Genomic DNA, 20612 nt, shown 5'->3' on the forward strand with positions numbered 1-20612 from the left:
GCTGATGCTTGATCGGAAGGCTAAATCAGCAGATGTTAGCTCAGTTTTTTAAAACTAAATTCTTATTCCCTTGGCAAACAATAATATTCAAAAAGAAAGAGTAAATTTTGCGACAAGTAAGAAGGTAATTGATTATCCGGATTTCTTGGACGTGCAATTAGAGTCTTTCAAGGAGTTTTTTCAATTAGAAACTACTTCTGACAACCGCCATCAGGAAGGGCTTTACAAGGTTTTCGCAGAAAACTTCCCTATTTCTGATTCAAGAAACATCTTTGTGCTAGAGTTTTTGGATTATTTCATTGATCCACCGCGTTATGATATTCAAGAGTGTATTGAACGTGGATTGACTTATAGCGTACCTTTAAAGGCTAAATTGAAGTTGTCTTGTAATGATGAGGAACACGAAGATTTCGAAACCATTGTACAAGACGTGTATTTAGGAACTATTCCGTACATGACTCCAAAAGGCACATTCGTGATCAATGGAGCTGAACGTGTTATTGTTTCTCAATTACACCGTTCCCCTGGTGTGTTCTTTGGTCAAAGTAGACATACCAATGGTACTAAACTTTATTCTGCTAGGGTTATTCCTTTTAAAGGTTCTTGGATTGAATTTGCTACAGACGTGAATAACGTGATGTATGCTTATATCGATCGTAAGAAAAAATTCCCAGTTACTACCTTGTTACGTGCAATCGGATTCGATTCGGATAAGGAAATCTTAGAACTTTTCGACCTTGCAGATGAAGTAAAAGTTAGTAAATCTGGATTGAAGAAATACGTTGGTCGTCGTTTAGCGGCTAGGGTATTGAACAAATGGACAGAGGATTTCGTGGACGAGGATACAGGTGAAGTAGTATCTATCGACCGTAACGAGATCATCCTTGAACGTGAAACCGTATTAGAAGAAGACCACATTGACTTGATCATCGAAGCTGGTGTTAAATCCATCATCTTGACAAAAGAAGATGAATCGAACAATGCGGACTATTCAATTATATATAACACTTTACAAAAAGATACTTCGAACTCAGAGAAAGAAGCGGTAGAACATATCTATCGTCAATTACGTAACGCAGAACCACCTGATGAGGAAACTGCACGTGGTATCATTGACCGTTTATTCTTCTCGGATAAACGTTACGATTTAGGGGATGTGGGTAGATACCGTATCAACCGTAAATTGAAACTTGATACTCCTTCTGACACGAAAGTATTAACTCGTGAAGATATTATCGCTATCGTGAAGTATTTGATCAACTTGATCAATTCAAAAGCTGAGGTGGATGATATCGACCACTTATCTAACCGTCGCGTTCGTACGGTAGGTGAGCAATTATATGCTCAATTTGGAGTAGGTCTAGCTCGTATGGCTCGTACTATCCGTGAGCGTATGAATATTCGTGATAACGAGGTGTTTACACCTACTGATTTGATTAATGCTCGTACATTATCATCAGTAATCAATTCATTCTTCGGAACGAACCAGTTATCACAATTTATGGATCAAACCAACCCATTGGCTGAGATTACGCACAAGCGTCGTTTATCAGCATTAGGTCCAGGTGGTCTTTCAAGAGAGCGTGCTGGTTTCGAGGTACGTGACGTTCACTATACGCACTACGGTCGTTTGTGTACTATTGAAACTCCAGAGGGTCCAAACATTGGTTTGATTTCATCATTATCTGTTCATGCGAAGATCAATAACTTAGGATTTATCGAAACTCCATACCGTATCGTTTCTGATGGTAAGGTTGTAGTTGATAAACCAGTTGTTTATTTATCAGCAGAGGACGAGGATGATAAGACAATTGCGCAAGCAAATGCATTATATGATGATAAAGGTAATTTCTTAGATGCGAAAGTAAAAGCGAGATATGAGGGTGACTTCCCGATTATTGAGCCTGAGAAATTAGACTATATGGACGTTTCTCCGAACCAGATTACATCAATTGCAGCTTCATTGATTCCATTCTTGGAGCATGATGATGCCAACCGTGCATTGATGGGTTCGAACATGCAGCGTCAAGCAGTTCCATTGTTGCGTCCGCAAGCACCGGTTGTAGGTACAGGATTAGAAGCTCGTGTAGCGAAAGATTCACGTACATTGATCAATGCTGAAGGAAATGGTACAGTAGAATATGTAGATGCACAAGAAATTCACATCCGTTACGATAGAAACGACAATGATCGTTTAGTATCATTCGACGACGATGTGAAAGCATATAGATTAACGAAATTCAAGAAAACCAACCAGAATACTTGTATCAACTTGAAGCCGATCGTAACGAAAGGACAACGTGTTGAAAAAGGACAAGTATTATGTGAAGGCTATGCAACTGAAGATGGTGAATTAGCATTAGGTAGAAACTTGAAAGTAGCGTTCATGCCTTGGCAAGGATACAACTTTGAGGATGCGATCGTAATTTCAGAGCGTGTTGTATCACAGGATTTATTCACTTCATTACATATTGAGGAATTCGAACTAGAGGTTCGTGATACAAAACGTGGTGAAGAAGAATTGACTGCAGATATTCCTAACGTTTCAGAAGAAGCTACGAAAGACCTTGATGAAAACGGGATTATCCGTGTTGGTGCTGAGGTTGGCGAAGGTGATATCCTTATTGGTAAGATTACACCAAAAGGAGAGTCTGATCCTTCACCAGAAGAGAAGTTATTACGTGCGATCTTTGGTGACAAAGCGGGTGACGTGAAGGATGCTTCCTTGAAAACTCCACCATCTATCAAAGGTGTGGTTATCGATACGAAGTTATTCTCTCGTGCGAAGAAAATGTCTAAAGAGGTAGAACGTAAAGCTTTAGAGAAATTAGAAGTAGCTCACGATAGAAATATCAAGATTCTTAAAGATCGTTTAGTTGAAAAATTATTCACGATCGTAAATGGTAAAACTTCACAAGGTATTTACAATGTTTACAAAGAGTTATTGGTAGCTAAGGGTGCTAAATTTACTCAAAAGATTCTTACTGATCTTGACTATAACAACGTAAATCCTACAGGCTGGACTACAGATGATGACAAGAATGATATGATCAAACTTGCATTGCACAACTACAACATTAAAGTTAATGAGGAGTTAGGTGCATTCAAGCGCGAGAAATTTGCAATCTCTGTTGGTGATGAGCTTCCTTCAGGAATCGTTCAGATGGCAAAAGTATATGTTGCTAAAAAACGTAAGCTGAAAGTAGGAGATAAGATGGCGGGACGTCACGGTAATAAGGGTATTGTTGCACGTATTGTACGTGATGAGGACATGCCATTCTTAGAAGACGGAACTCCAGTAGATATCGTGTTGAACCCACTAGGGGTACCATCGCGTATGAACCTTGGACAAATTTATGAAACTGTATTAGGTTGGGCCGGTCAAAAATTAGGTGTTAAATTCGCTACTCCAATCTTTGATGGTGCAGAAATGGACCAGGTAGAAGAGTGGGTTGAGAAAGCAGGCTTACCTAAGTCAGGTCGTACATACCTATACAATGGATTAACGGGTGATCGTTTTGACCAACCTACAACAGTTGGAGTAATCTACATGTTGAAATTAGGACACATGGTTGATGATAAGATGCACGCACGTTCAATTGGACCATACTCGTTGATTACACAACAACCATTAGGTGGTAAGGCACAATTCGGTGGTCAGCGTTTCGGTGAGATGGAGGTTTGGGCATTAGAGGCATTCGGTGCTTCCAATATCCTTCAAGAGATCTTAACTGTAAAATCGGATGATGTTGTAGGTCGTGCTAAAACTTACGAGGCAATCGTAAAAGGCAATAACTTACCAACGCCATCAGTACCAGAATCGTTTAACGTATTGGTACATGAGCTACGCGGATTAGGTTTAGATATCACATTGGATTAATCAAGCAAATAGAGCTTAAGAAGGTGCATAACCTTCTTAAGCTTTCACATACAGCTTTAACTTTTTACTAAGTATGTCTTACAAAAAAGATAACAAAATCAAAAGTAACTTTACATCGATTACGATCAGCTTAGCATCTCCAGAGACTATTTTGGAGCGTTCAAGTGGTGAAGTTACTAAACCAGAAACTATCAACTACCGGACTTATAAACCAGAGCGTGATGGTCTATTCTGTGAGCGTATTTTCGGTCCAGTAAAAGACTACGAATGTCACTGTGGTAAGTACAAGCGTATCCGTTATAAGGGAATCGTTTGTGACCGTTGTGGTGTTGAAGTTACAGAGAAGAAAGTACGTCGTGAGCGTATGGGACACATCAACTTAGTGGTTCCAGTAGCACACATTTGGTACTTCCGTTCTCTACCGAACAAAATTGGTTACTTATTAGGACTTCCAACGAAGAAGTTGGATATGATCATCTACTACGAAAGATACGTGGTTATTCAAGCAGGTATCAAAGAAGAAGATGGTATTTCATACATGGATTTCTTGACAGAAGAGGAATATCTAGATATCTTGGATACTCTTCCTAAGGAAAACCAATACTTGGATGACAATGATCCTCAGAAATTCATCGCTAAGATGGGTGCAGAGGCCTTGGAAGATTTGTTGAAACGTCTAGACTTAGACCAGTTATCATACGATCTTCGTCACCAAGCTGCGAATGAAACTTCACAACAACGTAAAAACGAGGCATTGAAACGTCTTCACGTTGTAGAGGCTTTCCGTGGTGCAAATGATCATATTGAGAACCGTCCTGAATGGATGATTGTTAAGATCGTTCCTATTATTCCACCAGAGTTACGTCCTTTAGTTCCTTTGGATGGTGGTCGTTTTGCGACTTCAGATTTAAATGACTTATACCGTCGTGTTATTATCCGTAACAACCGTTTGAAGCGTTTGATCGAGATCAAAGCTCCAGAGGTAATCTTACGTAACGAGAAACGTATGCTTCAAGAAGCAGTAGACTCGTTATTTGATAACTCACGTAAGGTGAATGCTGTTAAAACTGAAGGTAACCGTGCTTTAAAATCTTTATCGGATATCCTTAAAGGTAAGCAAGGTCGTTTCCGTCAGAACTTATTAGGTAAACGTGTTGACTACTCTGCTCGTTCGGTAATCGTCGTTGGTCCTCACTTGAAATTACACGAGTGTGGTCTTCCTAAAGATATGGCTGCGGAGCTTTACAAACCGTTTATCATCCGTAAGATGATTGAAAGAGGAATCGTAAAGACCGTTAAGTCAGCGAAGAAAATTGTAGATCGCAAAGATCCAGTAGTATGGGATATTCTTGAGAATGTATTAAAAGGACACCCAGTATTACTAAACCGTGCGCCTACGCTTCACCGTTTGGGTATTCAGGCTTTCCAACCAACCTTAGTTGAAGGTAAAGCGATTCAATTACACCCATTAGTGTGTACAGCGTTCAACGCCGATTTCGACGGTGACCAGATGGCAGTTCACTTACCATTAGGTAATGCTGCAATTTTGGAAGCCCAAATCTTGATGTTGGCAGCACACAACATTCTTAACCCTGCAAACGGTTCACCAGTTACAGTACCATCACAAGATATGGTATTGGGTCTTTACTATATTACTAAAGGCCGTAAGACTGATGACAAGCTTGTGATGAAAGGTGAAGGAAGTACTTTCTATTCAGCTGAAGAGGTAATCATTGCCTTGAACGAAGCGAAAGTAGATCTTCACTCATTCATTAAAGTTAAAGCTCGCGTTAAGACTAAAGAAGGAGAATTCAAAGATCAAATCATTGAAACGACTGTTGGTCGTGTGATCTTCAACCAAATCGTTCCAGAAGAGGTAGGATACATTAATGAGCTATTGACTAAGAAATCCCTTCGTAATGTTATTGGAGAAATCGTGAAGAACACGGGTATGGCTCGTGCAGCGAAATTCTTGGATGACATGAAAGAATTAGGATTCCAAACGGCATTCAAAGGAGGTCTATCGTTCAACCTACAAGATTTGAACATTCCTGCTGCGAAAGCTGATTTGATCACTCAAGCGACAAACGAAGTTGAAGAAGTAATGAACAACTATAACATGGGTTTCATTACGAACAACGAACGTTATAACCAAATCATCGATATCTGGACGCGTATCAACAACAAGTTGACAGCACACGTTATGGATATCCTTTCGAATGACAACCAAGGATTCAACTCTGTATATATGATGTTGGATTCAGGAGCTCGTGGTTCGAAAGAGCAGATCCGTCAGTTATGCGGTATGCGTGGTTTGATGGCGAAACCTCAGAAATCTGGTACTTCAGGTGGTGAGATTATCGAAAACCCGATTCTTTCAAACTTCAAAGAAGGTTTGTCAGTATTGGAGTACTTTATCTCTACCCACGGTGCTCGTAAAGGTCTTGCCGATACAGCGTTGAAAACAGCCGATGCGGGTTACTTAACTCGTCGTTTACATGATGTTGCTCAGGATATGATTGTTGTTGAGCAAGATTGTAACGGTTTACGCGGTATCTATACAACTGCGCTTAAGGATAATGATGATATCGTTGAACCATTGTACGACCGTATTTTAGGACGTACTCCATTGAACGATGTGGTACATCCTGAGACAGAAGAATTGATCGTTGCTGCGAACGAAGATATCACTGAAGAAGTTGCTGAGGCTATCGAGAATGCAGGTATTGAAGGGGTTGAAATCCGTTCAGTATTGACTTGTGAGTCTAAGCGCGGAGTTTGTGCATGTTGTTATGGACGTAACTTAGCGTCAGGAAAACGTGTTCAATTAGGTGAAGCTGTAGGTGTAATTGCTGCACAGTCAATCGGTGAGCCAGGTACGCAGTTAACACTTCGTACGTTCCACGTCGGTGGTACGGCTTCGAACATTGCTGCAGAATCATCGATCATCTCTAAATACGATGGTAAAATCGAATTTGAGAACGTTCGTACTGTAGAAAAAGAAGGTGAATTTGGTCCTTACCAAGTAGTATTGGGTCGTTCAGGAGAGATTAAAGTGGTAAATGAAGACAGAAAAGTTCTTTACCAACAAATCATTCCTTACGGATCTAACCTATATGTTTCAGAAGGTGAGAAAGTTGATAAAGGAACTAAGTTAGTAGACTGGGATCCATACAACGCTGTAATTATCTCTGAATTTGCAGGTAAGGTAGAATTTGATGCAATTATCGAAGGTATTACTTTCCGCGAGGAATCTGATGAGCAAACTGGACACAAAGAGAAAGTGATCATCGAGACTCGTGATAAGACTAAGAACCCGACGATCAAAGTATTGGATAACAAAGGCGAAATCATTCGTTCATATAACATTCCAGTAGGAGCTCACGTTTCAGTATCTGATGGACAAAAAGTAAAAGAAGGTGCGATTTTAGTTAAGATCCCTCGTTCTACAGGTAAGACCCGAGATATTACGGGTGGTCTTCCTCGTGTAACAGAGTTGTTCGAGGCTCGTAATCCTTCAAACCCAGCAGTAGTAACTGAAATCGATGGTGTTGTAACCTTGGGTGGTGTTAAACGTGGTAACCGTGAAATTTCAATCGAGTCTCGTGATGGACAAGTGAAAAAATACCTAGTACCACTTTCGAAACACATCTTGGTACAGGATAATGACTTTATCAAAGCGGGTATGCCACTTTCAGATGGTCAGATTTCTCCAGGTGATATTTTATCAATCAAAGGCCCATCAGCGGTTCAAGAGTACATTGTAAATGGTATCCAAGAGGTTTACCGTCTACAAGGGGTAAAAATCAACGATAAACACTTTGAAACAATCGTTCACCAAATGATGCAAAAAGTGAATATCGAAGATCCAGGAGATACTCGTTTCTTAGAGAAAGAAGCTGTAAACAAATGGGACTTCATGGAAGAAAACGATTCACTTTACGACAAGAAAGTGGTTGTAGATGCTGGTGATTCTAAATCATTGCGTCCAGGCCAGATCGTAAATCTTCGTAAATTACGTGAAGAAAACTCAAGCTTGAAACGTCAAGACATGAAATTAGTGGAAGTGCGTGATGCAATTCCAGCGACTTCAAGTCCATTGTTACAAGGTATTACAAGAGCTTCCTTAGGTACGAAATCATTTATCTCGGCTGCATCCTTCCAGGAAACTACAAAAGTATTGAACGAAGCTGCTATCGCAGGTAAACGTGATAACTTATTAGGATTGAAAGAAAACGTAATTGTTGGACACTTAATCCCTTCAGGAACAGGTTTACGTCAGTACAGTAACATCATCGTTGGTTCTCGTGAAGAATACGATCAGTTATTAGCTTCGAAAGAAGAAGATTAATCTGAGATTAATTAGGAATGTAAATTCCTTGAGATATAAAAAAGCCCAGCTCGAGTAGCTGGGCTTTTTTTATGAGCTGATTTTTAAATTGTACATCCTAATGAAGGGGAGGAATTCACGGTTTGTACTCCAAAAATTAAAACATTATTAACATTTTCATCTTATATTTGTTGAACTAATTATGACTGACATCGCATCTATCGATTTTATTATTAATCAACTTGAATGGGATTGGAACGACTTGTTGAAAGCCGTATTATCTCTATGTGCAGGATTTGTTCTCGGATTTGAGCGAGAATGGAAAGATAAATCTGCTGGGTTTAAAACCATTTCTATTATCTGTTTGGGTAGTACTTTATTTTCATTGCTTTCTTTTAAACTGGGGGCTGGGGAATCAGAAGACGCTACACGGATAGCTTCCTATGTGGTTTCAGGAATTGGTTTCCTGGGTGCGGGTGTAATCTTTAAAGATGGGGTCAATGTGAATGGATTGACTACAGCCAGCATTATCTGGATGTCTGCAGCCATTGGTATGGCCATCGGATTCGGAGTTTATATAATTGCTGCTATCTTTTTATTGGCCTGTTTTGCCATTATTGTTTCTGGTCCATTATTGAATAAATATGTGATCCATAATATCGTAAGATTGGTGAGTGTGAGTATGGAGCGAGCGGATTTGGATGCTAAGGATGTATTGCTTTCGGAAATTAAGCCCTTGGCAAAACATATCAAAATAAAAAAGCAGACCATGTCTGCTGAATTATTGACGATTGAACTTGAGGTTCTGATCGATAAGAGAAATATCCGAAGATTTGAGCGAGCCATCTTGGAAAACAAAAAGCTCGTTGAAATTAGCCTTTAACTTCTTGTTTTTCGCGTTTTGCCCAGCTCAAAAGCTTACTGCAGTTTTCTGAAATTAGTCCGAACTGGTATTCTCCATTTATTTTCACGAATAATTTAGAGCCTAAGCCTACCGCACTTACACCTGCGTCAAACCATTTGCTGATACTTTCCTCTGAACAATCTACACCACCAGTTGGCATGAATCTTAATTTTGGGAAAATGGGTTTTATACTTTTTAAGAAGCCTGGGCCCAAGGTATCACCTGGGAATAGCTTGATAAAGGTACATCCTGAGAATTGAGCATCGGCAATTTCAGTGGGAGTCATACATCCAGGAATCCAGAGGATTTCATTTTTTTTGGCCGTTGCAGCCACGCATTCTGAGAATATAGGACTTACCAGGAAATCGGTTCCCAATTCAATGAAACGGTCCGCATCGTCGCCATGCATGATGGTTCCGATTCCTAATTTAAGGTCTGGGAAATGTTCCTCTTTGTAGTTCCTTAAGATCTTGAAGTTTTGTTCTGCAAAAGGGCCTCGGTTTACAAATTCGAATACACGGATGCCACCAGCATAACAGCTTTTTAATACCTTGATACAGGTGTCCACATCATCATCATAAAACACTGGAATTACCGGACTTTTAAGAATCTGATCGATTACTTGATTTTTCATGTTAGATTGCTTTTCCATTTCCAAAATCTCCTTCAACAAATAGTTTTTGAAACCCTGCTGCTGTAGCAAAGTTAATAATTTCCTGGGCTGACATTTCATGTTTTAAGGCATGAATCAAACCCGCCATAAATGCATCTCCGCTACCAATTCTATCAATTACCTCGTAGGTTTCATGGGTATCCGAAATTCTGTCCTCCGTTCTACTATGATAGGTGCCGTAAAAGAGGTTGTGTTTGGCATGATCCATAAACCTGAACGTATTGGCTATATGTTTGGCTTTTGGGAAATGGTTAAAAATATAGGCTGCCGAGATCTTTGAGCTCTTGGCGTAAATTTCTTTGGTTGTTTGCCTGTCCAAACCAATTTCTACAGGACTTCCTAACATCGTGTTTGCCGCCCAGATATTTCCCATGATAACATCGCAATAGGAAACCAAAGTAGGCATGATTTCCAATGCTGTTTTGCCATATTTCCAGAGTTTACTGCGGAAGTTTAGATCGACAGAAATGATGAGGTTTCTAGCTTGTGCTTCAATTAAAATGGCTTCCATCAGATTGGCCATTTCTAGGGAGAGGGCAGGTGTTAATGCTGACCAATGCAGCCAGTCAACATCTTCGAAAAGAAGGTCAAAATCTATCTCTTCTTTTTGGAGCATGCTGAAGCTCGAATATTTACGATCGTAAATAACTTCCCCATTGCTTAAGCCATTCGCGGATAGCAGGAAATAACTTCCAATGCGGTCTCCTGAAGTAAGTGACTTGGAACAATCTACCGATAAGTTTTGCATGGTTTCCTTGATTTCGGTTGCCAGTGCATTATCGGGGAAAGCGCTAAAGAATTGTACTTTATCGCCCATTTGGCCTAATCCTACGGCTACATTGGCCTCTGATCCTCCGGGATATATTTTTAACCGATTGTCGCCTTTCTCAAAGATGTGTTCATTTGCACTTTGAAGGCGGTATAGTATTTCTCCTAATGTTAATATCTGTGGCATAGGTTAAACTGAACAACAATATAATAGTTTTTGATGGATAGTTCGGGGGATTTTACGAAAACGTTTAAGTAATAATCCTGATTCTAATGCCTTTAATTCCCTATAAAATCACTATTATTGAGTATTAATCAACCATAAACTATGAGTATTCTAGATCAATTCTCACTAAAAGATAAAGTTATAGTCATTACTGGCGGGACCGGTATTTTAGGGAAATCCTTTGTGAAAGCACTTGCTGAGGCAGGTGCGAAAATTTGTATCCTCGGTAGAAATCAGGAGAAAATTAACGAGAGAATCAAGATGGCCACTGATTTGGGCACTGAAGCTATTGGGATTGTCGTTGATGTCATGGATGAAGAATCTGTCAAAGGAGCAAAGAAACAAATTGTCGATCATTTTGGTAGCATCGATGGGCTTATTAATGCTGTTGGAGGGAATATTCCTGGAGCAACCATTGCTGATGATCAAAACATCTTTGATAATAAAATTCAAGATACCATTAAGGCTATTGAGTTAAACTTGTATGGAACTATTATTCCTACTCTTGTGTTTGGTGAACTGATCGCTGAAAAAGGAGTAGGGTCCATTATCAATATTTCTTCTTTGGCGGCTTCTCGCCCTTTAACTCGTGTTCTTGGATATACCGTTGCCAAGCATGCCATTGACGGTTTTACGAAGTGGATGTCGACAGAATTGGCATTACGCTATGGCGATAAAGTTCGCGTGAATGCTATTGCACCGGGCGTATTTTTAACTGAACAGAACAGGACTTTATTGACTAATTCGGACGGTTCATACACTGATAGAGCACAGAAGTTTATTAATGGAACTCCATATAGAAGATTGGGTGATCCTTCAGAATTGGAAGGTACATTGGTGTTTTTGTTAAGTGATGCTTCAGCATTTATCTCTGGAGAAATCATTTTTGTGGACGGTGGATTTAATTCCTGGTGTGGCGTATAATATGGAAAATAAAAAATATTTAGAACAAACTTGGCGATGGTATGGTCCGAATGACCCTGTTACATTGCAGGATGTAAAACAGGCCGGAGCAACAGGAATTGTATCGGCATTGCATCATATTCCACATGGTGAAGTATGGCCACTGGAAGATATTCAAGAGAGGAAAAGGATCATTGAGGAGGCTGGACTGACTTGGTCCGTTGTTGAATCAGTTCCTGTTCACGAGGCGATAAAAACCAGGTCTGCTGAAGCGGGAGAATATATCGAACGGTATAAGAAATCGCTGGAAAACTTAGCGGCATGCGGAATTAAAACCATTTGTTATAATTTCATGCCGGTGTTGGATTGGACGCGTACGCAATTGGATCTGATCATGAAAGATGGTTCTAAAGCTTTGTATTTTGATTGGATCGACCTTGCGATATTTGATATTTATATCCTGAAACGTGAGGATGCTGCTCAGGATTATTCTGATGAAATACAGCAGTTGGCGCAGGAGAGATTTGCTGGGATGAGCGAAGCGGATAAAACTGATTTGCAGTTCAACGTGTTGATGGGTATTCCGGGTGAGGCTGATCTTTCACTTGAGTCCCTACAACAAAGTATTGATATCTATAAAAATATTGGCAGAGAAGGATTGAAACAAAACCTGCTTTACTTTTTAGGGGCAATTGCGGATACTTGTGAGGCGAATGGAATTAAGATGACTATTCACCCAGATGATCCTCCATATGCGATCTTAGGGCTTCCTAGAGTGGTTAGTAATGAGGAGGATTTAGTTTATTTGATTACGGAACAACCGAAATCGTTTAACGGTATCTGTTTCTGTACAGGTTCTTTGGGGGCTGGTCCTAAAAATAATCTCCCACAAATACTGAATAAGGTTAAGCATAGGGTTTACTTTGCGCATCTAAGAAATGTTAAACGGGATGCTATCGGAAGTTTTTATGAAGCAGACCATCTGGATGGGGATGTAGATATGTATGCTATCGTCAAAGGCTTGAGTGCAGAAAATCAAACTAGGGAGGTTGCTATTCCATTTAGACCTGATCATGGTCACCAAATGCTTGATGATATCAACAAAGTAACCAATCCGGGCTACTCCGCTATTGGAAGACTTCGTGGTCTGGCAGAGCTAAGGGGATTAGAATTGGGAATCATTAGATCTTAACCTAGGGTCTACCGACATAAACTACTAATTATGAATACGAGTAAACCTACGAAATATAGGTGGACGATTTGTGCATTGATATTTTTTGCCACAACCATCAATTACCTTGATAGACAGGTTCTTTCGCTAACATGGAAAGATTTTATTGCTCCTGAATTCCATTGGACCAATAATGACTATGGAAATGTAGCGGCCATCTTCTCCATAGTATATGCTATTTCAATGCTGCTTTCTGGTAGGTTCATCGATAAGTTGGGGACGAAAAAAGGCTATTTATGGGCAATTGCCATTTGGTCCGTGGGGGCTATTATGCATGCCTTCTGTGGAATGATTACTTCTGGAGTGTTAGCAGGTGAATGGTTGGTTAGTTTTGGAAGAGCAAAGGAGGTGATTGCTGGAATAGAGGATGTTAGTAAGGTTGTCAATATCTCTGTAACCGTATTTATTTTTGCGCGGATAATATTAGCCCTAGGGGAAGGCGGTAACTTTCCGGCGGCCATGAAAGCCTGTGTAGAATATTTCCCAAAGAAGGATCGAGCCTTTTCAACTTCCATATTTAATTCAGGAACGACAATAGGAGCTTTGTTAGCTCCGCTTATTATTCCAGTTATTGCTGCTAAATATGGTTGGGAAATGTCGTTTATCATTATTGGAGCATTAGGGTTTATTTGGATGGGCTTTTGGCAATTTATGTATAAGAAGCCGGAAGAAAATCCGAATGTGAATGCGGCAGAACTCGCCTATATAAAGCAGGATGTAGATCATGGAGAAGTTAAAGAGGATGGTTCTGTTCAAGTTAAATCAAAGGTTTCGGTTCGGGAATGTTTGAAGTACAAACAAACTTGGGCTTTGATCTTTGGTAAGTTCTTGACCGATGGGGTTTGGTGGTTTTTATTATTCTGGTTTCCTGCGTATTTAAGTTCGGTTTATGATATTAAATCCTCAGATATTGAAGGGCAGGTGGCGATATTTGTATTATATGCGATAACCATGTTATCTATTATTGGAGGATGGTTGCCGACCTATTTTGTGGAAAAGAAAGGGATGGAGGTATATGCAGGTCGAATGCGGGCAATGTTGATTTTCGCATTTTTTCCTTTGTTGATTCTATTCGCGCAACCATTAGGAGAGTATTCTTATTGGTTTCCTGTAATTCTGATTGGTATTAGTGCGGCAGCGCATCAGTCATGGTCTGCCAATATCTTTTCCGCTGTAGGAGATATGTTTCCTAAAAAAGCAATTGCAACAGTTACTGGGATTAGTGGCTTAGCTGGAGGTGTTGGGTCATTCCTGATCAATAAAATTTCTGGAGTTCTCTTTGATTATGCAGAGCAAACGAATATGAAAGTATTTGGTTTCGAAGGAATTGAATCGGGCTACTTTATCATCTTTGCTGCTTGTTCAGTAGCTTATCTGTTGGCTTGGGTGATTATGAGATCACTGGTACCAAAGATGAAATTGATTCATTTATAAAAAGAGCGCTAAGGGCCTTGAAATATTAACCATTAAGGACATAAAAAAATAAGGAGCGAATATTATTCGCTCCTCACTTTTAGATTGTATTCTTATAAAATTCGAATAGTCCTTGAATGTTTCCTGAGCTCAGGATTGGCATGGCTGATTTTAATATTTCTTCTTCCCATTCCCACCATTTCATTTCTAACAATAAGGAAATTTCCTGATCTGAAAAGCGTTTTCTGATTTGCTTCGCCGGATTCCCACCCATAATAGCATAAGGCTCCACATCTTTGGTAATGAGTGCGCGACTACCTATAACAGCGCCATCGCCAATCTTTATACCGGGCATTATCATCGCCTCAGTACCTATCCAGACATCATTACCTATGACGGTATCCCCAGCGGGTAGAAAGCCATTTTCACTACCATTGAAACTCGCTACTTCTGGCATGAAATGGAAAGGAAAGGAGGATACCCAATCATATCGGTGGCCTTGGTTTCCCGCCATGATAAAACTTGCGCCACTCCCTATCGAACAAAAGGAACCAATGATAAGTTTGTCGGCAGCTCTTTCATCAGGGAATAAATATCTAGCGCAATCATCAAATGAGTGCCCATGGTAATAACCTGAATAGTAAGAATACTTGCCAGCAATAATATTGGGATTTGTATTATAGTTTTGGATTATTTGTCCTTTAAACGGACTTTTGAAGTGATTTTTCATATTAGCATTTTTTATTATTAACAATACAGAATTGGGCGAATGAATCGCCTATTCTATTAGAATCTATGTGCTAAATAATGCTAATCTGATTTTTTCATAATCCTAAAATAATGATTTTTATTTTATTGGATGAATCAAACCTTCTAATCCTTTTTAAATAAACTTGGCAAAGCTGGTTTTTTTCCTGATTTAATGGCTTTGATAAATGGTAAAAATTCATTCTTATACCAAGGGATATTATCTCGAAAACGATCTGTCAATCGACCTTCCAAAGTTTCATAGATTTTCAGAGCCTCTTTTTCTTTACCTTGTTGAATCAGGTTATAGATAAATAATAAGCTTATGGAGTACAGATCATTGATCAATAAGAAATCATTGATTGGTTCCATAGCTTCAAATATTTTGATATATGATGCAAAGGATTTAGAAAAGAACAGCTTTGGAAACTCTTTATTTATCTTGTCGAAATATCTTGTTCCCAATCCTTCGAGATAGTTTAAGAACTCTTGATTTGATGCAGCGATTTTTTTACTTGTAGATTTTAATGGGAGAACCCATAGTCCAATGAAGTTGAGTTTCTTGTCGAGTTCATCACTGGAAATAAATTCAAAAGGATTGGTCTTAAAATGAGCGTCATTGAGATTCATGCTCAGCGACTTTTCCTGCCACTCTAATAGTAAACCATGTTGTACATATTGGGTAGCATAAATAGAACTTAAATCCACATCTAAGCTTATTTCTGTGAAGAAACGGTTAGTTCTATTATCTACGGATAGATCTTTATACCATACCCAACTGTATTTTTCTGACGGTTGCTCAATATTTTCCACCAAAAATGTCCAAGAATTTTTATCCATCATCTCCTTTGCCATCGTTGAAATCATGTCGATATGTTGTGGTAATTCAATCGCAGCCTTTATTTCTTTTTGATAGCTAGCATATATTTTTTCGATTGATTTTTTAGTATCCATCAAAAAACTAACCTTAGCTCTTTCGTCGGAATCTGACAGATTAGATAATTCATTTGAAAGTCTAGGGATTTCAAAATCAGTATCCTTCTGTTTGACATTTAATAAATTAAAATTTATGTTGAAATCCCGAAGTTTTAATAATTGTTCATCCTTCAACCAGTCTTCAAAACCTTTGGGTATTCCATCTTCAGTACCAATGTCATAGTCTAAAAAAGCATTGAGAAAAGCTAGATAAAAATTATGCATTAAAGGAATATTTTCATTTTCTTTAGCCAGTTGAATCATTTGAGACACTAACTCAAGTACTGGGATTTCAGTTGGTTTTTCTGGAGCTTCTTTCCAAATTCCAGTAGCTAATAGTCTTTCCCAAGTTTGTGATCCATATTGAGGGAAAATATATCCATCTTCTTGAAAGAGTACATCGGACTCCTCGTCGTTGATATCACTGAGGATCCAGTCGGAATCTTCTAAGTTTTTAAAGTAATCAGGATTTTTCTTGTAATCAGGGTGTTGATCTATGGGAAGCTTCTTGATGAAACCAATCTTTTCTAAAAAAGGAAAACAACGTAAAACCGTATAACTTGTATCAAATCTGTTTTGGAAATTATACAAATTAAAAATGATGTTACGTTGTTCTGCTGCTGAAAGCTCTGTTCTTTCTATTAAATGAACGGAGTCTTCAACTAAATTTTCTATTTCATGATAAGACATAATAACTAATCCTTGTCCAATCCTAAAGATGCGAAACTAATTCGTGAAGTCTTTATGGTATCAAGGGTTTAGCTATTTACAAATCATCTACATTTATTGAGAAACAGTTATTTCTTCTACTTTTTGGTTGACAAAAATCTTATTTAATAGCAATTGTTTTATTGAAGTTGGATCTACGGTTTCATCAAGGTCATCGAAGTTACCAATTAAGATTGGGTAGTACTCTTCATCAACATCTACGATTCCATGTGATCCTTTCACCAATGTTGCATCCAAAGGTGTAATGTCAAGAACTGCAGCAAAGCCGATCTTCTTCAGAATCAATTTCCCAATCGCTCTAGATTTAGAAGTCATAAACATTTCCACTGGATCATATCCGGGTTTCTTGTGGATATCTACCATTCTTGCATAATCTGGTGCTACGGCATCATCCTCCCAAAAATAATAAGTAAACCAAGCATTTTTATCAGCCAATAATACCAAATCTCCTGAACGATCATGGTCGATATGGTAAGCTTTCTGACCTTCTTTATCTAATACTTTCGCAACTCCTGGAACTTTGGCTAGCAATGCCTTAAGCTTATCCTTGGTTTCTGAAGTTTTAGTATAAACATGGGCAATTTGGTGATCAGCAACTGCAAAAGCCTCAGAGGCTCCAGCATCCAATAATTCTAATCCTCTTTCAATTCGAATATCAATTAATCCTTCTTTTCTCAGGATTCTGTTGATGTGAATAGGTTGGTTTACTGGTCCTATTCCATACTCAGATAATAAAACAACCTCGACATTCCGTTTCTGAAAGAATGTAACCATTCTTTCTACGAGTTCGTCGATTTGCTTTAATTCTGCAGGAACATTTTCTCCTTTGGGACCGTATTTCTGCAAGCAGTAATCTAAATGAGGAAGGTAGACTAAATTGAGTGTCGGCTGATGTTTTTCTTCAACATACATAGCAGATTCTGCTATCCAATTAGAAGAAGTAATATTGGCATTTGGTCCCCAGAAATTGAACAATGGGAATTTTCCGAATTTTTCTGTCAGCTCATCCCGAAGAGTACTTGGATAAGCATAGCAATCGGGCATTTTTCTACCATCTGCTAGGTAATTTGGTCTAGGGGTCGCAGAAAAATCAGCATCATTGTACATGTTGTACCACCAAAACATCTGTGCACAGGTGAAATCAGCATTCTTTTTCTTTCCAGTCACCCAGATATTCTCGCCTTGCACCAACTTATTGGATTGTTTCCAGAATTTTATTTCTGAATCTGTATGATCATACCAACCATTACCTACTATCCCATGTTCACTGGGTGCAACACCTGTCAAATATGTTGTTTGCGCCGAAGTTGTTAATGCCGGTAATACCGGTTTAATCTTCCTTAATTTATTTTGTTTGATGAATTTTTCAATGAAGGGAGTATGTTCTCCAATAACAGAACTTGAAAGCCCAACAATATCAATTAAAGCAATTCTTTTCATTTTAACTCCTTATTTTGTCCAATAACCAATTTAGTTCCCTCGCAATAGATTCCTCAATCGGGGCCTGCAATGATTTGGGTAAAACACCCCATGTATAGGTTTCAACCTCGATGTGATTAGTTCTTGGTTCAGCCTTATGTAATTCTATAACTTCTAAAATATCCTTTTGGGTAGAATCCAACTCTCCATAACTCTCCAAAAATATCGGAACATGAAAGTGGCTTCTCCACTCCACATGATTCAAATCATTGGAATCGTTCAATGCCTCCGGAAGATCCATATACTTAATTAAATTTCCTTCATTATCCTTGGCAATTACCTGATGAAGATAAATCGGTTCATTAAATTCTTTCAATTTGGCTTTCTGTTTCTCACGCTCCTCAGGATTTTCAGAAAGCTCAACTTTCAATGCAGAACTAACTTGAAACTTACCAATTTTAATATTCAGGTCCTTTAACTGTTTCATGCATTCCTGATGATTCTCGTATTCTAAGGCAAAATGACAGACGTCATAACAGATACAGATGTATCGGTTTATGATAGCAGTTGCTTGTTCTGAATCCAATTTATATTTTTCCTTGAAAAAGCCGATTGCCATAGGCAACAATTCTTGCTGGTACCAAGAAATAAATTCTTGGGAATTTTCCTGCATACCATCTGGTTCCGGTTCGATATCAAGATGCATATATCGGGTCGTAGAGACCTCTTTTTGATAAAGGTATTCTGCGATTTGAAGAATATGTCTAGTGCATATATCCCGTTTCCTTTGCCATTCAGCACTATTTTGTTCATGCCAAAAACGATAGGACAGTGGAGAGGTTGAAATTCCACCTTCCTGTCTTTCATCCAATAGTTGGCTCAAAATGTCAAATAGTTCCTTGGTATATTCAAAACGTTCTTTGGTTGTCCAATCAGGTGCATGCACCTGATCTTTCACCTCTTTAAGGTGAAAGTCTCCATACGGAAAACCATTCATCGTAAAAACATAGATATTATTGTTGGATAGCCAATTTTTGAATTCTTTCATCTCTTCAGGATGATTCAATTCCTTAGCTGCTTGCGCAGATAGTCGCAAGCCTAATCCGAAATCTTGATCTGGAGAAACTGCTGCCTTTATTTTAGGAAGATTTGTTTTTAATTCATGGAAATGATCTTTCCATGACTCTCCCGGGTGAATATTACTACAATAAGAAAGATGAGAATTAGCTAGCTTCATAAACAGGATTTTGATTTTGACAGAAGTTCTTTAAGAAATCAATCGCTTGAATAATCAAATCATAATCCAAATGATGATAATCTTTTCCTTTGCCTAATTTTTCCAATAATACAACTGTTAATTTACCACCTAAATGTTCTTGGAAGTCCAATAAACCAGATAATAAAATAAACCTAGCTTCCTCAGAATCCAATATAGGATGATAAATCGGCAGACCTAAAGTGTTAAGTAGACTAACTACTCGGATAGCTTCCTTTTCAGAAATATTACCAATTAAGTAGGAGTAAAGGACATCAATGGCAATTCCAATTGATACAGCCTCACCGTGCAAAACCTGGAAGTCAGTCATCTGCTCAAGCTTATGTGCACTCCAATGTCCAAAATCCAATGGTCTGGAAGACCCTAGTTCAAATGGATCACCATTACGGATATGCTCCAGATGCTTATCAGCACAGCGATAGATTAAATCCTCCATTTCTGCGGAGTTTCGCTCTTTAATCTTCGCGGCATTATTTTCAATCCATTCATAAAAACTCAGATCCTTAATTAAAGCAACTTTAATAGCTTCAGAGACACCCGCTATCCAAGAACGTTCATCTAGCGTTTGAAGGAATTCATAGTCATTGAATACCGCTTTAGCAGGAGTAAAGGTTCCTAAGAAGTTCTTTTTCCCTTTATAATTCACCGAATTCTTAACCCCAACGCCCGAATCATTCTGTGATAGTACCGTTGTCGGAATCCGGATATGTTTAATTCCGCGGTGAGATATTGCAGCAGCATAGCCAACAAGATCTAATATTGCTCCACCACCGATTCCTACAATGTAGGAATGTCTGTCAATACCATATTGGTCCACCGCCTGAATGATGGAATCCAGGCAATTGCAATCGTTTTTACAGATTTCACCACCAGGGATAACCAATGGCTCACTGGACAGAATAAAGTCCTCAGACTCCATAAAATAATTATGGATTTGTTCAGCAAGGTTTGGATGTTTATCCATAAATCCTGCATCGATGACAAAAAGAATCTTTTGTTTAAATCCAGGGTTACTATGTTTGGCAAGGAAATCTTTAAAAAGGTTATTCCCCAAGGAGAAAAGCCCTTTCGTAAAAAAGATATTATATTGATATTCAATAGTGAATTTTTGTTCTAATACACGTTCCATGTGACTTTG

The 20612-nt window shown here is 38.7% G+C and carries 13 protein-coding genes; 6 read left to right on the top strand and 7 right to left on the bottom strand.

The features are described 5' to 3' along the window. Positions 1-70: 70 nt before the first annotated feature. The 3 genes from rpoB (at position 71) to PZ892_RS03055 (ending at position 9093) form a co-directional block, all read left to right on the top strand. The gene (gene rpoB, locus PZ892_RS03045) at positions 71-3880 is read left to right on the top strand and encodes a DNA-directed RNA polymerase subunit beta (protein WP_094255402.1); all 3810 of its coding nucleotides are present in this window, start codon (positions 71-73) and stop codon (positions 3878-3880) included. Between the two features lie 73 nt (positions 3881-3953). Continuing rightward, entirely contained in the window at positions 3954-8231 is a 4278-nt protein-coding gene (gene rpoC / locus PZ892_RS03050; RefSeq protein ID WP_094255401.1) for a DNA-directed RNA polymerase subunit beta', read from the top strand. A 181-nt stretch (positions 8232-8412) separates the two neighbouring features. Then, entirely contained in the window at positions 8413-9093 is a 681-nt protein-coding gene (locus PZ892_RS03055) for an MgtC/SapB family protein (RefSeq protein WP_094255400.1), read from the top strand. Here the strand turns inward: PZ892_RS03055 and PZ892_RS03060 are convergent. Further along, on the bottom strand, positions 9083-9748 hold the full coding sequence (locus PZ892_RS03060) for a bifunctional 4-hydroxy-2-oxoglutarate aldolase/2-dehydro-3-deoxy-phosphogluconate aldolase (protein ID WP_182498096.1): 666 nt from the start codon (positions 9746-9748) through the stop codon (positions 9083-9085). The genes PZ892_RS03055 and PZ892_RS03060 overlap by 11 nt on opposite strands. A gap of 1 nt (position 9749) precedes the next feature. After that, positions 9750-10742 (bottom strand): sugar kinase, encoded by a 993-nt coding sequence (locus tag PZ892_RS03065; protein WP_182498097.1) that lies wholly within the window; start codon positions 10740-10742, stop codon positions 9750-9752. 141 nt (positions 10743-10883) lie between these two features. Between PZ892_RS03065 and PZ892_RS03070 the strand changes: the two genes are divergently transcribed. Genes PZ892_RS03070 through PZ892_RS03080 form a run of 3 tightly spaced genes read left to right on the top strand, consistent with a single transcriptional unit; the run spans position 10884 to position 14349 of the window. Further along, a complete protein-coding gene (locus PZ892_RS03070) occupies positions 10884-11705 on the top strand; it encodes an SDR family oxidoreductase (protein ID WP_182498098.1) in 822 nt (273 codons plus the stop codon). 1 nt (position 11706) lies between these two features. After that, on the top strand, positions 11707-12876 hold the full coding sequence (uxuA, locus tag PZ892_RS03075) for a mannonate dehydratase (protein WP_182498099.1): 1170 nt from the start codon (positions 11707-11709) through the stop codon (positions 12874-12876). 30 nt (positions 12877-12906) lie between these two features. Further along, positions 12907-14349 (top strand): MFS transporter, encoded by a 1443-nt coding sequence (locus PZ892_RS03080; RefSeq protein WP_182498100.1) that lies wholly within the window; start codon positions 12907-12909, stop codon positions 14347-14349. Between the two features lie 79 nt (positions 14350-14428). On the opposite strand, the gene catB is transcribed toward PZ892_RS03080, so the two are convergent. The 5 genes from catB to PZ892_RS03105 form a co-directional block, all read right to left on the bottom strand. After that, the gene (catB, locus tag PZ892_RS03085) at positions 14429-15058 is read right to left on the bottom strand and encodes a type B chloramphenicol O-acetyltransferase (RefSeq protein WP_182498101.1); all 630 of its coding nucleotides are present in this window, start codon (positions 15056-15058) and stop codon (positions 14429-14431) included. 143 nt (positions 15059-15201) lie between these two features. Then, the gene (locus PZ892_RS03090) at positions 15202-16740 is read right to left on the bottom strand and encodes a hypothetical protein (protein ID WP_182498102.1); all 1539 of its coding nucleotides are present in this window, start codon (positions 16738-16740) and stop codon (positions 15202-15204) included. A gap of 93 nt (positions 16741-16833) precedes the next feature. Next, positions 16834-18219: a nucleotide pyrophosphatase/phosphodiesterase family protein gene (locus PZ892_RS03095; protein ID WP_182498103.1), complete on the bottom strand. Its 1386-nt coding sequence runs from the start codon at positions 18217-18219 to the stop codon at positions 16834-16836. 1 nt (position 18220) lies between these two features. Continuing rightward, on the bottom strand, positions 18221-19435 hold the full coding sequence (eboE, locus tag PZ892_RS03100; RefSeq protein WP_182498104.1) for a metabolite traffic protein EboE: 1215 nt from the start codon (positions 19433-19435) through the stop codon (positions 18221-18223). Continuing rightward, entirely contained in the window at positions 19422-20603 is a 1182-nt protein-coding gene (locus PZ892_RS03105) for a 3-dehydroquinate synthase (RefSeq protein ID WP_182498105.1), read from the bottom strand. Before PZ892_RS03105 ends, eboE begins: the two co-directional genes overlap by 14 nt. Positions 20604-20612: the final 9 nt, after the last annotated feature.

Origin of the sequence: Sphingobacterium sp. WM (assembly GCF_029542465.1) — a bacterium.
Taxonomy (GTDB): domain Bacteria; phylum Bacteroidota; class Bacteroidia; order Sphingobacteriales; family Sphingobacteriaceae; genus Sphingobacterium; species Sphingobacterium cellulitidis.

Coding starts and splice junctions, on each gene's coding strand:
- rpoC (WP_094255401.1), top strand. CDS start 3,954: ATGTCTTACAAAAAAGATAACAAAATCAAAAGTAACTTTACATCGATT.
- PZ892_RS03055 (WP_094255400.1), top strand. CDS start 8,413: ATGACTGACATCGCATCTATCGATTTTATTATTAATCAACTTGAATGG.
- PZ892_RS03060 (WP_182498096.1), bottom strand. CDS start 9,748: ATGAAAAATCAAGTAATCGATCAGATTCTTAAAAGTCCGGTAATTCCA.
- PZ892_RS03065 (WP_182498097.1), bottom strand. CDS start 10,742: ATGCCACAGATATTAACATTAGGAGAAATACTATACCGCCTTCAAAGT.
- PZ892_RS03070 (WP_182498098.1), top strand. CDS start 10,884: ATGAGTATTCTAGATCAATTCTCACTAAAAGATAAAGTTATAGTCATT.
- uxuA (WP_182498099.1), top strand. CDS start 11,707: ATGGAAAATAAAAAATATTTAGAACAAACTTGGCGATGGTATGGTCCG.
- PZ892_RS03080 (WP_182498100.1), top strand. CDS start 12,907: ATGAATACGAGTAAACCTACGAAATATAGGTGGACGATTTGTGCATTG.
- catB (WP_182498101.1), bottom strand. CDS start 15,058: ATGAAAAATCACTTCAAAAGTCCGTTTAAAGGACAAATAATCCAAAAC.
- PZ892_RS03090 (WP_182498102.1), bottom strand. CDS start 16,740: ATGTCTTATCATGAAATAGAAAATTTAGTTGAAGACTCCGTTCATTTA.
- PZ892_RS03095 (WP_182498103.1), bottom strand. CDS start 18,219: ATGAAAAGAATTGCTTTAATTGATATTGTTGGGCTTTCAAGTTCTGTT.
- eboE (WP_182498104.1), bottom strand. CDS start 19,435: ATGAAGCTAGCTAATTCTCATCTTTCTTATTGTAGTAATATTCACCCG.
- PZ892_RS03105 (WP_182498105.1), bottom strand. CDS start 20,603: ATGGAACGTGTATTAGAACAAAAATTCACTATTGAATATCAATATAAT.